Source organism: Pseudoflavonifractor sp. AF19-9AC, from assembly GCF_003478995.1.
Taxonomy (GTDB): domain Bacteria; phylum Bacillota; class Clostridia; order Oscillospirales; family Oscillospiraceae; genus Lawsonibacter.
The window spans coordinates 545465-557329 of the sequence record NZ_QUGI01000001.1 but is presented as its reverse complement, the minus strand read 5'-3'; the positions used below and the strand labels follow the sequence as shown (position 1 = coordinate 557329).

Sequence of the window (11865 nt, the reverse complement as noted above, 5' to 3'; positions counted from 1 at the left end):
CGAGGGCTGTCCCGTCGCTTGCTTTCCTCTCTTCCTTACTCCTCGTTCTCTGCTTCGCCTTCCGCAACCATCCGGATGGCAATGCTCACCGGCTTATCCTCCAGAGGCTCGCCGGTCATCTCCGCCTCCAGGGCAATCTGACGGGCCTTGTGGGCCACCACATTCACCAGCTGATAACGGCTGGGCACCTTGGCCAGCAGATCTTTCATTGCAGGATAGAGCATCATAATACAAAACTTCCTTTCCAATATCACACCACTAGGTTTTAACCAAAATCAATTGAACTGAGTCAGTATCTGCTTCCGGTTCTCCACCCGGCACTCGGCCGCCGTGAGAATGGACTCAATCTCATGCACCGCGCCGGACACCTTGTCGTTGATGACCAGGTAATCGTAGTTGGGCACCTCCCGGAACTCAACACGGGCCTTCTCCAGCCGACCGGCAATGACATCCTCACTGTCGGTATTGCGCTTGTGAAGGCGCCGGGACAGCTCCTCAAAGGAGGGGGGAATGATGAAGATGAACAGCGCGTCGGGGCAGCGCTTCTTTACCTTGGCCGCGCCCTGGACCTCAATATCCAGCAGCACGTCAATTCCGGCGTCCAGGCGCTCCCGGATCGCCTTCAGAGAGGTGCCGTAGTAGTTGTCCACGTACTCCGCATATTCCAGCAGCTCGTCGTCGGCGATCATCCGCTCAAACTCGGCCCGGGTGACAAAGTTGTAGTTGACTCCGTCCTGCTCCCCAACCCGGGGCTTCCGGGTGGTGTAGGAGACGGAGAAGTAAATGTTGTCTCTCTGGCCCAGCAGCTCGGCAATCACCGTGCTCTTTCCAACCCCCGAGGGGCCAGAGAGTACAATGAGCTGGCCTTTCTCTTTCTTCTTTACTGCCATTCTGCTTCCTCCTCTGCGCCGTCCTTCTCGCCGGACAGGCGGTTTGCTATGGTCTCCGGCTGAAGCGCCGACAGGACCAGATGGTCGTTATCCATCATAATCACCGCCTTGGTGCGCCGGCCGTAGGTGGCGTCAATGAGCTCGCCCCGGTCCCGGGCCTCCTGCACCATGCGCTTGATGGGGGCGGAGTCCGGACTGACAATGGCAATCAGGCGGCTGGCAGACACCAGGTTGCCGAATCCTATGTTAATAAGCCGCACAGGGCCGCCTCCTTACTCGATGTTCTGGACCTGCTCCCGGATTTTTTCAATCTCCGCCTTGATGTCCACCACATGGCGGGCGATCTCAATGTCGCTGCACTTGGAGCCGATGGTGTTGGCCTCCCGGTTGAACTCCTGAATAAGGAAGTCCAGCTTTCGTCCGATGGCTCCTCCCTTGTCCAGCATCTCCCGGAGCTGGCCGATGTGACTGCGCAGGCGGACGGTCTCCTCATCCACCGCCACCTTGTCGGCGAAGATGGCCGCCTCGGTGAGGATGCGGGCGGGATCGATCTGGGTGTTGGAGAGCACCTCGTTCATCCGGGCCTCCAGCTTGGCGCGGTACTCCGACACAGTCTGGGGAGAGCGCTCCTCCACCAGGCCCACCTTCTCCTCGATAAGAGCCACCCGGCTGAGCACATCCTCCCGCAGGCGCTCGCCCTCCCGGGTGCGCATCTGGTCAAAGTCGGCAAGAGCCCGGTCCAGCACCGAGCAGATGTCCTTGGCCATCTGCTCCACGTCCTCCTCCGCCTTCTCGGCCAGAAGGACCTCCGGGAACCGTGAAAGCAGAGAGACGGAGATGTCGCTCTCTAGGCCGTAGATCTCAGCGAGCTGCCGCAGGGCGGCGTAATAGCCGTCGGCCACCGGCCGGTTCACCGACACCTGGACCTTTTCCGCTCCCGCGTTGTCCAGGGTAACAAACACATCCACCTTTCCCCGGGAAATGGTGTTCTGCACCCGGGTTTTGATGGCATCCTCCGCAAACAGATAGAGCCGGGGAATGCGGACATTGCAATCCAGATAGCGGTTATTCACCGACCGCAGCTCCACGGTAATGGTGCAGCCGTTTACCGTCTCCTCCGCCCGGCCATAGCCGGTCATACTCTTGACCAAGACTGTCACTCTCCTCTTGTGAATTGGGACCTCAGCGCCGTCCCGGGCCCAAACGGGTCTGGAACAGGCCAATCAGGCGGGACAGGCCGATATCATAGACGATAAAGACCAGGTTGCCCGCCCCATAGAGCAAAAGGCTGTTATCGCCCAGCCACTGGGGCGGCTGAGGCAAAAACATGCTCCGGAACACAAACCAAAAAAGGGTCAGCGCCGCGTTAAAAAACGCAAGCTTCAACACCCACTCGATGCTCAGACGGCGCAAAGACTCAATCCGGCTCTTCACCACCGGATAGAGGCCCAGAAAAGCCAGATACAGCAGGGCCACGCCCTTGTCCGGCAGCAGAATGAGGCCCAAAATGCCCCCTGCCGCCCAGCACAGGTAACCAGCCATCCGCCCCGCCGCCAGCACACCGGCCACGGGGAACAGCCCTGCCGCCGCCGTCACGCCCAGGCGCCCGGAGGGAACCATGCAGGCCAGCCACAAAATGGCCAGGCTTCCCGCTGCCAGCACGCCAGCTACGGCAATGGGACGGCTTTTGCTCGAAAAGGGTCCGGGCATATCAGCACTGCCCTCCCCCGCACAGACAGTTCAGGCACATCATGGTGGTGCAGCAGTCCAGCGCATCCACGGTGCCTGCATTTCCATAGGGTCGATAGCCTCCCGCCCGCTGCTGCATCATGGCATAGGCCTGGCGGTACTCCATGTTATTGGGCTCCATCTGCACGGCCCGCATATAGTTCTGGGCGGCCTCATCCAGCCATCCCTTGCGGTAGGCGATGCTTCCGCTGAGGAAATACCACTCGCCGTCCCGGTTGGGCACCTCGGTCAGCAGACGTTCCGCAGTCCCCAGATCTCCCGCATTGATCATGCTCCGCACGCGGGCATAGGTGGGATTGGAGGAGGCGGAAGAATATCCCCCCTGCTGGCCGGAATAGCCGCCGGAGTAACCGCCGGAATAGCCGGAAGACCCCTGATAGCCTCCACCGCCGGAGCGCTGCTTGGTGATGGTCTCGTAGGCCTCGTTGATCTCCTTCATCTTCTCCTCTGCCAGGTCGGCCAGAGGGTTATTCTGATAGTTGTCCGGATGGTACTTACGGGCCAGCTCACGGTACGCCTTTTTGATTTCCTCATCGCTGGCATTCTGGCTTACGCCAAGGACGCTGTATGGGTCTCTCATTCTTGCTTACTCCATATCTTTTGTTTTTTGATCTGAGCCCAGCTGCCGTCAAAAACGACCCGCTGCACCAGCGGAAGGCCCAGGTACACAATATTTTCCAGAAGCGGTGCCCGGCACCCAAACTCGCCCAGCTGAAAGGCCGCACCCATCAGCTCCAGAGAGTGGTCCAGGGTACGCTTCAGGGCTTCGTCATCTCCCTCCGGTCCGTAGCGCAGCGCAAGGGGGTTATACCGCTTCGCCTGCCGGTCCTCCGCCAGGTCGTCCCTGGCATCTATGAGGTAGATCCACCGTCCCAGGTGGTAGAGAAGCTGCTGCAGAATCCGCCCCTGCTCTCCCTCCTCCGGCGCTGCCGCCTGAAGGATCCGGGCAAAGGTGTCCGCCGTGCGGTCAATGGAGGGACAGCCCTCTCGTTCCAAGGCGGAAAGCTCCTCCAGACAAGTGCGGGTGGTCCGGTCAAAGTCCGGGCGCAGACGTGCCGCCTTACGATAGGCGGGGTACAAAACCGCCTCCAACAGCCGGGCAGGGATCCCCCGCCAAAAGCCCTCATCCGCCACCGAATCCTTTACCTTCCACCAGGTCAGCAGGATGGTGGCATCCGCCGCCATCTCCAGCGCCGGAGCGTTGGGGCACATGGGCTTCCTTACCAGCGGATTGGCATGGCACCGGCCACGGCAGGGAGTAAAGGAGGTCTCCGGCTCCCACAGGAGCAGGGCCAGAAAGGTGAAATCAAAGTTGAGCAGCATGGGGGCCACCAGGCCGTACCGCCTGCGAAGGCTTCGGCACAGGCCGCAGTAGGTGGCCCGGTACAGGTCGAAGTCCCGGCACTTCAGCTCCGGGCGCAGGGGCCGCACATAGCCAAACACCGGTATCTCCTCAGCGCAGGAACTTTAAAATGGAGAATTCCGGTGCCGCGCTGCGGACCATGGCGCGGTTCATCAGAATGGCGGGCAGACAGCCTACGGCCAGCCCTGCCACCGCCGTGAGAAGGGCCATTCCCTCCCCCAGCCCCAGCAGGGACTGTCCCAATACATAGCCCATGCCCAGACCCACACAGGGCACCCCAAAGGCCACCACAGAGATGCCGATGTTGTGCCGGGAGGTGGGTTCCACCTCCACGTGGTCCCCCGGCTGAGCCCCGATGGAGTTGCTGGCCAGAGCCAGAATCTCCTCCTTGGGCTTCTGACTGCAGCCGGCGCAGGCCCCGTCGCAGTGCAGCCCGCACTCCATCTGCCGGAGCAGAGACACCTCTGCCACACCGGGCTGGACGATTCGTTTTACGATTGCGTTTTGAACCATGATTTTCTGCTGCCTCCCAGCAAACTATCTGCTTACATTGACTACAATGCTGTATTCGCCTACCACGCCCACACCATCGGCATCCACATACACCTTCACCGGTACCGGATAGGTGCCCACCGAGGCGATGTTGGAGAGATCGGCCACAATGCGGATCTGGCTGGCATCCAGCGCATCTACCGCCTCCTGCTTGCCCCGAACGGTCACCGTCTTCACCTGGGTGGCGAAGTTCACCGTGTAACCGCTGGGGATGTCCGAGGAGGGCGTGATGTTATCCACATCGATGCTTCGGGTGGCCAGCCCCTCCACCGTGACCGTGACCACAGCCGAGGTAATGCCGCTGACATTTTCCAGACTGGGATCCAGGGCGATGCTCATGGGGATGCTGGTGGTGCCTAACACCTTGGACAGGTCGATGCTGCCCAGGGAGATCTCGGTCAGGTTTGCCAGATCCTCCTCTGCTCCGGACACCGTAATGGTATCCGGCTCGATATCAATCTTGACGTCATCCTCCGTGGCACCGCCGCCGGGAATGATATTGACTGTCAACGGAACTTCCTTTACAACAACTACCGGCAGTACCACATAGACCGACTCAGTGTCCAGAGTGACCTCCAGATCGGTCAGTTCGTTGCCGTTCGCGTCCAGCAGGGTCAGAGGCAGATCCCCGGCAAAGCGCTCGTCCAGATCTTCCTCTTCCAGAATCGCCACAACCTTGGCCACCTGGCTCACCTGCTCAGCGGAACCGCTGACCACCACAGACTCGGGGCTGAGCACAGCCGTTCCGGCCTGGTAGCCCTTGGCCACGGAGCCTTTCAGCTGGAATTCCACATCAAAGGTCTGGGTGTACAGCTTATCCACCGTCACCGTAATCACATCCGGGGTGCGCTCCCGCACCACAACATTGTTGTTGTTCTCCACGTTGACGTTTTCCGGCCAAACGATGTCATAGGAAAGTTTGTTCTCTCCCTCCACACAGCGGGAAACATCCACCGTGACTTTGAGCTCCGTACGGCTTCGAATCAGTGCTTCCCGTATGCTGGCGGGGGCTTCAATATAGAGGTTCACCGTGTCCACAGACAGATCAGATACCGTGAGGCCCTGTCGGGTGAGCACGTTTCCATTGATCACTTCCACCTCTACCTCGCGGAACCAGGTGGGCTGTGACGGGTCCAGCTCGGCCCGTACATAGTACCAAAATACAAAGGCGAGCAGGATAGACAGCAGAATATAGGCCCACCGGCTCTCCCGAAGACGATTCATCATGACCGGTCGCCCTCCTTCTTGTTCCAGCCCAGGATCTGGTTCAGCAGGGGGATCTGAGTTCCTTTCTTTTCCTCCCGAGTATCATCGTTCAAAAGCTCGTTGCGCAGAAGGCGCTCCAGGGTCTCCGGGGCCAGGTGCCGCTTGAGCATGCCGCCCACGGCGGCAGAGATGGATCCGGTCTCCTCGGAGACGATGACCACCACCGCGTCGGAGTGCTCGCTCATACCGATGCCCGCCCGATGGCGCATACCCAGATCCCGGCTGAGATTCACGTTGCTGGACAAGGGCAGCATACAGCCCGCCCCCACGATTCTTCCGTCGCGGACAATGACCGCGCCGTCGTGCAGGGGCGCCTTATTCCAAAAAATATTCTTCAAAAGCTCACTGGATACCGCGCAGTCCAAGGCCGTTCCGGTCTTGATCACATCGTCCAGCAGGTTCTGCCGCTCAAATACCATCAGTGCCCCTACCTTGTCCCGGGACATATCCGCATAGGCCGCCGTGGTCTGGGCAATGGCAAATTCCAGATCCATGGGGGACGATTTATTGGAAGCAAACACCACGCCGAGACGGCTGCTGCCCACCCGTTCCAAAAACCGCCGGATCTCCGGCTGGAACAGGACCACAAGGACCACAACGCCCCACTCCACCAGCTTTCCCAGCAGGAAGCTGGTGGCAATCAGCTCCATCTTGGAGAACAGGGCCATGGCAAACATGAGAATCAGAATGCCCCACAGCACCCGCCCGGAGCTGGTCTTCCGCAGGATCCACAGAATCTTGTATATTACAAAGGAAAGGATGGCAATATCCAGCAGGTCGGACAGCCTCAAGCTTAACGGCAGCGACATTTGCAAAAAAGTCTGAACCGCTTCCAGCAAGAAGACCACTCCCTTCTCCAGACATCCAGGAAAATCCCTGGACACAATTTTCCTATTTTGTTATTATACGATATTCCAGCCGGGATGGCAACACGAAAGGCCTCCCTGCTTATGAAAATTTCATGAATTTTTCGCCGGAAATTTGTGCCGGACGGCAGAATCTTTCTCTCCGTCACCCCAAAAATAAAGTACCGCGGCTCACAGCCAGTCTCCCGACTCGCTGCGTGCCGCGGCACTTCAGAGCGCCATGTTTTTCTTGCCCGGCCTGCTGTTTCCGGGCTATCGGGCCCGCCTCAGCCAAGCAGGTGGCCCATAACCAGAGCGGTCTGCTGGATTTCCCGCTCCGTATTAAAGGCAGAGACGCTGGCCCGGACCGTCCCCGTCTCCAGCGTGCCCGCCGTTTGATGGGCCAGCGGAGCACAGTGAAGTCCGGCCCGGAGGGCGATTCCCCGGTCCCCCAGCCGCTCCCCCAGCTCCTCACAGTCCACCCCGGCTGCCCGAAAGGACAGCACACCGCTCTGGTCCTCCGGGTTTTCCGCCAGCCAGACCTCCAGGCCGGGCAGCCGTTTCAGCTGAGCTCCCAGCTGTCGGATGAGCCGGCGCTCCCGTGCGGCAATGGATGCAGTTCCCACTCTCCGCACATACCGCAGTCCTTCCAGAAGTCCGGCCAGCCCCGCGATGTTATGGGTGCCGGCCTCCAAGTGGTCGGGCAGAAAGTCGGGCATGGTCTGGCGGATGGACTCGCTGCCCGTCCCCCCCTGCATGAGAGCCTCTCCCGGCTGTCCGCACAGCAGAAGCCCCGTTCCCTGTGGGCCATAGAGCCCCTTGTGCCCGGGCATAGCCACAAAGGCCGCGCCCAAGGCCTGAAAATCCACCTGGAGACAGCCGGCAGACTGAGAAGCGTCCACAATGAGGGGCACCTGCCGGTCCCGACACAGCGCTGCGATGGTATGAATGGGCAGCACATAGCCAAACACATTGGACACATGGGTGCAGACCACCACGTCCGTACGTCCCTCATCCAGGATCTTCTGCATGCGCCAGAGCATCTCTTTGGGCTGAAACAGCGGACCATCTGCCACCTGGATCTCCACGTTCGGAATGGCATAGAGGGGCCGGGTGACTGCGTTGTGCTCATAACCGGAAATCAGCACCCGCATGCCCGGCTTCACCAAGGAATGAATGGCCAGATTCAGTCCGTGGGTGGCGTTGAAGGTAAAGACCACCTGCTCCGGTGACGGTACATGAAAGAGCTGGGCCGCCTCCTCCCGGCAGGCATAGGCCGTCCGGGCAGCCAGCATGGCCGGACGATGGCCTCCCCGCCCCGGGCTGGCCATATGGTTGACCGCCCTGGCAACTGCCCGGGCCACCTCCGGCGGCTTTTGGAGGGTCGTGGCGGCACTGTCCAGATAGATCACAGCTCCACCTCCTGGTAGCTTCCGTCCCCTGCGGTAATGAAGATGCGCTTGGGCTGCAGCTGGACCCGCTCTAAGACCTGCAGGGCATGGGGGCAGGTTGCGCTGGGAAATTTTCACACTGTGGCTGCACCCTTCCCCGGCGATGCTCTTGGGTGAGCGCAGGATGCGAGTGGTAATGCCCGCCCGCTCCAACGCTGCAGCAGTCCGCTGGGCATAGGTGAGAGAGCGGCATACAATCAAGTAATAGAGCATAATACGTTCCTTTCCCCCAGAACAGACCGGCCTCCGGCAGACAAACACCGGCGGCCAGACCTGGGATTCTCTCCCTGATTCATTGTATGCCGTACTTTCCTGCTCTGCCCCCCTTGCGCCCCGGCCTCAGGCCGGTCTATAATGGTCTTATTCGGACAACAGGGAATGGAGGCAGGACAATGGAGCGCAGCCAGCTGCTGGATTGGGCCGTGGAGCTGCAGAGTCTGGCCCAGGCCGGACTGTTTTACGGCAAGGATATCTATGACATTGAGCGCTTTACCCGCATCCGGGAAATCGCGGCGGAAATGGTCAGTCAGATTTCCGACGTATCTCTGGAAAAGGTGACCGAGCTTTTCTGCTGTGAGACCGGCTACCAGACCCCCAAGCTGGACACCCGGGCCGCCATTTTCCAGGGGGACAAAATCCTTCTGGTGCAGGAAAACAACGGCCTTTGGTCCCTGCCCGGCGGATGGGCGGATGTGAACCTCTCCGTGGGAGAAAATGCTGTCAAGGAGGTCCGGGAGGAGGCAGGTCTGGAGGTGGCCATCGACCGGGTCATTGCTCTCCAGGATCGGAACAAGCACAACCTGCCGCCCTACGCCTATGGAATCTGTAAGGTGTTTTTCCTTTGCACTGTTTTGGGCGGCTCCTTTGCGCCCAACATTGAAACCACGGCCAGCGGCTACTTCTCCCTGGACGAGCTTCCCCCCCTTTGCCGTGACAAGTCTACGGAGGAACAGATCCGCATGTGCTTTCAGGCCAAGGACGATCCCAACTGGAAGACGCTGGTGGAATAATTACAAAAGAAGGGCCCCGGTGATGATTCACCGGAGCCCTTTTTCTTTTTGATATTATTTATACGTCCGCACGCGGTTCCAGAAGGCACACCGCATGGGCGGCAATGCCCTCCCCCGCGCCGGTGAAACCAAGGCCCTCCTCGGTGGTGGCCTTCACGTTCACCCGCTCCGGCTCCACGCCCATGCGGACCGCCAGATTGTCCCGCATCTGAGGGATATAGGAGGCCAGCTTGGGGCGCTGGGCCAGAATGGTGGCGTCCACGTTGCCCACCTTCCAGCCGTTCTCCCGCAGCAGCACCATCACATGGTCCAGCAGTTTCAGGCTGTCCGCTCCGCTGTAAGAGGGATCGCTGTCCGGAAAATGACGGCCGATATCCCCCAGGGCAGCCGCCCCCAGCAGGGCGTCCATTACCGCATGGGTCAGCACATCGGCGTCCGAGTGGCCCAGCAGGCCTTTCTCATATGGGATCTCCACGCCGCCCAGAATCAAAGGCCGTTCAGGAACCAGTTTATGTACATCGTATCCGTGTCCAATCCGCATCACAACACACCTCCTGCCCGCTGCTCCAGGATGGCCTCTCCCAGGAGCAAATCAAAGGGCGTGGTAATCTTAATGTTCTCCCGGCTGCCCCGGGTGAGCGAAACCTTCATGCCCAGCCGCTCCACTGCCCCGCAGTCGTCGGTGAGCACCTCGCCGTCCTCCAGAGCCTTTTGAACAGCCGCCCGGATGAGGTCGGCCTGGAAAATCTGGGGCGTCTGGACGGCCCGCAGGTCTGTGCGGTCCACCGTCTCCACCGCCAGGTCTCCCTCCGCCCGCTTGATGGTATCGGTAATGGGGATGGCCGGAGCCGCCGCACCGGTCTCCCCCGCCCGGGCAATGGTCTCCAGCACAAGCTCTCCCGTTACCAGAGGCCGGGCCCCGTCGTGGATGGCAATGAGCTCCGCGTCCGGCCGCACCTCTCTCAGCCCGGCCCGGACGGAATGAATCCGCTCTGCGCCCCCCACAATCACCTTGGTTACCTTATCCATGCCGTACTCCCGGCACAGTCGGCCGATCTCCACCAGCAGATCCTCCCGGGTGACCACCACAATTTCCGCCACTCTGGGGCAGTCCTGAAACACCCCCAGGGTGTGGACCAGCACGGGGAGCTCTCCCAGCGGCGTCAGAATCTTATCAATTCCCTCCATCCGCCGGGCCGAGCCCGCAGCCACCACAACCACAGAGCAGAGGGGATTCCGCTCCCGCCGGTTCCGCTGCCAGCGCGACAACAGTCCTTCCATCTTCCATCCTCCCTGTAAAAAAAGAGCCTGTCGGCTCTTTTTTTCTCTTCGCCAATCGGCCTTCAGGCCAAAGCGGTATCCAGCGCCTGCTCGGCGCCCTCATAGCTGATACTCTTGGACAGCACCAACTCAGAAATCAGAATCTGACGGGCAGAATGGAGCATCTTCCGCTCTCCAGTGGACAGCCCACGGCTTGTCTCCCGCTGGGTAAGGCCCTTGACCACCCAGGCCACCTCCAGCAGATCGCCGCTTTTCAGCCGCTCCAGATTCTCCCGGTAGCGATGGTTCCAGTTGGAGGTCATCTCCACCTGGATGTTGGGAATGGAGGCCAGGATCCGATCCGCCTGCTCACAGTCGATGACCGGGCGGACCCCAATCGCCTCGCTGTTCTCCGTGGGGATCATCACCACCATAGATCGTTCGGGGAGCTTCATGATGTAATAGTCCCGAACCACTCCGCCAACCTTTCGCTGCACAACACTTTCCAAAACGCCGGCCCCGTACATCGGGTGGACTACCTTATCACCAATCTGAAATGACATCCCCAACCTCCCGTCCGTCAACCATCCTTTTCCTGCCAATATTCTTGTCTTAATTATAGCAATCTAAACGGCCTGTTGCAAGCAAAAAGGCCAATTCTTACCGGAATCCTATAAAAATTTAAAAAAACTCCTCTTTTTTTAGCTGTTCCCCGGTCTCTGTCCGCTCTTGCCCCCCTTTTCCTTTCCGCGCAAACGCAGAAAAGACAGATTCGCCGCCCTTTCCAGGCATGCAAATCTGTCTTTTCCGCCGCCGGGTTCCCAGCGTGTGATACGAAAAAAGAGGTGTGTGGTTCTATATATGGAAACCGCCGCAGCGGATGCCTTTGGTCTGCCGTCCCGGGGCGATTCCGCAGGACGGCAGTGAGGCGCATATCGGCGCCAAACGATCGGCTGTCTGATCCGAGCACACTCGCATCAGTTCGCCATGGGACCGGCTTTTCGCGGATAAACCGGCCCAGGCAGCCTGTTGGCTTGCCTAACAAAGGGGAAAACATTGGATCCGTGTTCCGCATATAGGATAACACCATTATTTGCCGAATGTTTCAAAAAACCGAGAATAAACCGTGAACAGTTTGTGAATGGTTTCGCAATTTTTTACATATCATGCCCTTCTCGTTTCATACGCATCTCCACTGGATCCGCCATGGGATCTTGTGCATTGGTCTCGGGATCTGTCCGGTTTTGGCCGGCGATGGGAGACGAGCCCTTCAGACTCCGGCCTTTTCGGTTTTTAGACTGCTTCTCCTGCTTCATGGAAAGCACCTCCTTGTTGAGATATGCTCAGAATGTCCGGAATGAGAGATGGATATACGCCCCTTTTGATCTCGCGGGGAAGATCATCCCCTCCCGGATACTCTTCCGCCTTGGAACGCTCTCGTGACCAAGCAAACAACTGCCATTTCGGAGCGCATTTTCC

The 11865-nt window shown here is 59.5% G+C and carries 17 protein-coding genes and 1 pseudogene; 1 reads left to right on the top strand and 17 read right to left on the bottom strand.

The genetic code is table 11. The annotated features are described in order from the left end of the window. Positions 1–35: 35 nt before the first annotated feature. The 12 genes and pseudogenes from rpoZ to DWX58_RS15510 form a co-directional block, all read right to left on the bottom strand. On the bottom strand, positions 36–224 hold the full coding sequence (rpoZ, locus tag DWX58_RS02660) for a DNA-directed RNA polymerase subunit omega (RefSeq protein ID WP_279229848.1): 189 nt from the start codon (positions 222–224) through the stop codon (positions 36–38). A gap of 51 nt (positions 225–275) precedes the next feature. Further along, positions 276–890 (bottom strand): guanylate kinase, encoded by a 615-nt coding sequence (gene gmk, locus DWX58_RS02655; protein WP_118641443.1) that lies wholly within the window; start codon positions 888–890, stop codon positions 276–278. Beyond that, on the bottom strand, positions 881–1150 hold the full coding sequence (locus DWX58_RS02650; protein ID WP_118641442.1) for a DUF370 domain-containing protein: 270 nt from the start codon (positions 1148–1150) through the stop codon (positions 881–883). The genes gmk and DWX58_RS02650 overlap by 10 nt, the downstream gene beginning before the upstream one ends. A 12-nt stretch (positions 1151–1162) precedes the next feature. After that, positions 1163–2029: a YicC/YloC family endoribonuclease gene (locus tag DWX58_RS02645; RefSeq protein WP_199648657.1), complete on the bottom strand. Its 867-nt coding sequence runs from the start codon at positions 2027–2029 to the stop codon at positions 1163–1165. 43 nt (positions 2030–2072) lie between these two features. Next, positions 2073–2600: a hypothetical protein gene (locus DWX58_RS02640; protein ID WP_118641440.1), complete on the bottom strand. Its 528-nt coding sequence runs from the start codon at positions 2598–2600 to the stop codon at positions 2073–2075. A gap of 1 nt (position 2601) precedes the next feature. Continuing rightward, on the bottom strand, positions 2602–3219 hold the full coding sequence (locus DWX58_RS02635) for a DnaJ domain-containing protein (RefSeq protein ID WP_118641439.1): 618 nt from the start codon (positions 3217–3219) through the stop codon (positions 2602–2604). Then, complete coding sequence (locus DWX58_RS02630) at positions 3216–4082, bottom strand: DUF5685 family protein (RefSeq protein ID WP_118641438.1); 867 nt, start codon at positions 4080–4082, stop codon at positions 3216–3218. Before DWX58_RS02630 ends, DWX58_RS02635 begins: the two co-directional genes overlap by 4 nt. Before the next feature lie 10 nt (positions 4083–4092). Further along, positions 4093–4515, bottom strand: coding sequence for a SoxR reducing system RseC family protein (locus DWX58_RS02625; protein ID WP_118641437.1), 423 nt, complete (start codon positions 4513–4515; stop codon positions 4093–4095). 24 nt (positions 4516–4539) lie between these two features. Next, positions 4540–5781 (bottom strand): CdaR family protein, encoded by a 1242-nt coding sequence (locus DWX58_RS02620; RefSeq protein ID WP_118641436.1) that lies wholly within the window; start codon positions 5779–5781, stop codon positions 4540–4542. Further along, positions 5778–6629, bottom strand: coding sequence for a diadenylate cyclase CdaA (gene cdaA, locus DWX58_RS02615; protein ID WP_118641514.1), 852 nt, complete (start codon positions 6627–6629; stop codon positions 5778–5780). The genes DWX58_RS02620 and cdaA overlap by 4 nt, the downstream gene beginning before the upstream one ends. 323 nt (positions 6630–6952) lie before the next feature. Then, positions 6953–8077: an aminotransferase class V-fold PLP-dependent enzyme gene (locus tag DWX58_RS02610; RefSeq protein ID WP_118641435.1), complete on the bottom strand. Its 1125-nt coding sequence runs from the start codon at positions 8075–8077 to the stop codon at positions 6953–6955. Positions 8078–8236: 159 nt separating this feature from the next. Then, positions 8237–8329: pseudogene (locus DWX58_RS15510) on the bottom strand (DUF3343 domain-containing protein); the annotation flags it as partial. A gap of 179 nt (positions 8330–8508) precedes the next feature. Here DWX58_RS15510 and DWX58_RS02600 point away from each other — a divergent pair. Next, positions 8509–9126, top strand: a complete 618-nt coding sequence (locus DWX58_RS02600; protein ID WP_118641434.1) for an NUDIX hydrolase — start codon at positions 8509–8511, stop codon at positions 9124–9126. Positions 9127–9184: 58 nt separating this feature from the next. Here the strand turns inward: DWX58_RS02600 and ispF are convergent, their stop codons facing one another. The 5 genes from ispF to DWX58_RS15465 form a co-directional block, all read right to left on the bottom strand. After that, entirely contained in the window at positions 9185–9667 is a 483-nt protein-coding gene (gene ispF, locus DWX58_RS02595; RefSeq protein ID WP_118641433.1) for a 2-C-methyl-D-erythritol 2,4-cyclodiphosphate synthase, read from the bottom strand. Next, positions 9667–10407, bottom strand: coding sequence for a 2-C-methyl-D-erythritol 4-phosphate cytidylyltransferase (ispD, locus tag DWX58_RS02590; RefSeq protein WP_118641432.1), 741 nt, complete (start codon positions 10405–10407; stop codon positions 9667–9669). The genes ispF and ispD overlap by 1 nt, the downstream gene beginning before the upstream one ends. Positions 10408–10469: 62 nt before the next feature. Then, positions 10470–10949 carry a CarD family transcriptional regulator gene (locus tag DWX58_RS02585; RefSeq protein ID WP_118641431.1) on the bottom strand — a complete coding sequence of 160 codons (480 nt, stop codon included), beginning with the start codon at positions 10947–10949 and terminating at the stop codon, positions 10470–10472. 594 nt (positions 10950–11543) lie between these two features. Next, complete coding sequence (locus tag DWX58_RS15185) at positions 11544–11702, bottom strand: hypothetical protein (protein WP_158579192.1); 159 nt, start codon at positions 11700–11702, stop codon at positions 11544–11546. Next, positions 11680–11865 (bottom strand): hypothetical protein (locus DWX58_RS15465; protein WP_207664068.1); only part of this gene is annotated, 186 nt, incomplete at its 5' end. The genes DWX58_RS15185 and DWX58_RS15465, both read right to left, overlap by 23 nt.

What these genes read in the sequence shown, in the direction of transcription:
- rpoZ (WP_279229848.1), bottom strand. Translation starts at nt 224, where the DNA reads ATGCTCTATCCTGCAATGAAAGATCTGCTGGCCAAGGTGCCCAGCCGT.
- gmk (WP_118641443.1), bottom strand. Translation starts at nt 890, where the DNA reads ATGGCAGTAAAGAAGAAAGAGAAAGGCCAGCTCATTGTACTCTCTGGC.
- DWX58_RS02645 (WP_199648657.1), bottom strand. Translation starts at nt 2,029, where the DNA reads ATGACCGGCTATGGCCGGGCGGAGGAGACGGTAAACGGCTGCACCATT.
- DWX58_RS02640 (WP_118641440.1), bottom strand. Translation starts at nt 2,600, where the DNA reads ATGCCCGGACCCTTTTCGAGCAAAAGCCGTCCCATTGCCGTAGCTGGC.
- DWX58_RS02635 (WP_118641439.1), bottom strand. Translation starts at nt 3,219, where the DNA reads ATGAGAGACCCATACAGCGTCCTTGGCGTAAGCCAGAATGCCAGCGAT.
- DWX58_RS02625 (WP_118641437.1), bottom strand. Translation starts at nt 4,515, where the DNA reads ATGGTTCAAAACGCAATCGTAAAACGAATCGTCCAGCCCGGTGTGGCA.
- DWX58_RS02620 (WP_118641436.1), bottom strand. Translation starts at nt 5,781, where the DNA reads ATGATGAATCGTCTTCGGGAGAGCCGGTGGGCCTATATTCTGCTGTCT.
- cdaA (WP_118641514.1), bottom strand. Translation starts at nt 6,629, where the DNA reads ATGTCGCTGCCGTTAAGCTTGAGGCTGTCCGACCTGCTGGATATTGCC.
- DWX58_RS02600 (WP_118641434.1), top strand. Translation starts at nt 8,509, where the DNA reads ATGGAGCGCAGCCAGCTGCTGGATTGGGCCGTGGAGCTGCAGAGTCTG.
- ispF (WP_118641433.1), bottom strand. Translation starts at nt 9,667, where the DNA reads ATGCGGATTGGACACGGATACGATGTACATAAACTGGTTCCTGAACGG.
- ispD (WP_118641432.1), bottom strand. Translation starts at nt 10,407, where the DNA reads ATGGAAGGACTGTTGTCGCGCTGGCAGCGGAACCGGCGGGAGCGGAAT.
- DWX58_RS02585 (WP_118641431.1), bottom strand. Translation starts at nt 10,949, where the DNA reads ATGTCATTTCAGATTGGTGATAAGGTAGTCCACCCGATGTACGGGGCC.
- DWX58_RS15185 (WP_158579192.1), bottom strand. Translation starts at nt 11,702, where the DNA reads ATGAAGCAGGAGAAGCAGTCTAAAAACCGAAAAGGCCGGAGTCTGAAG.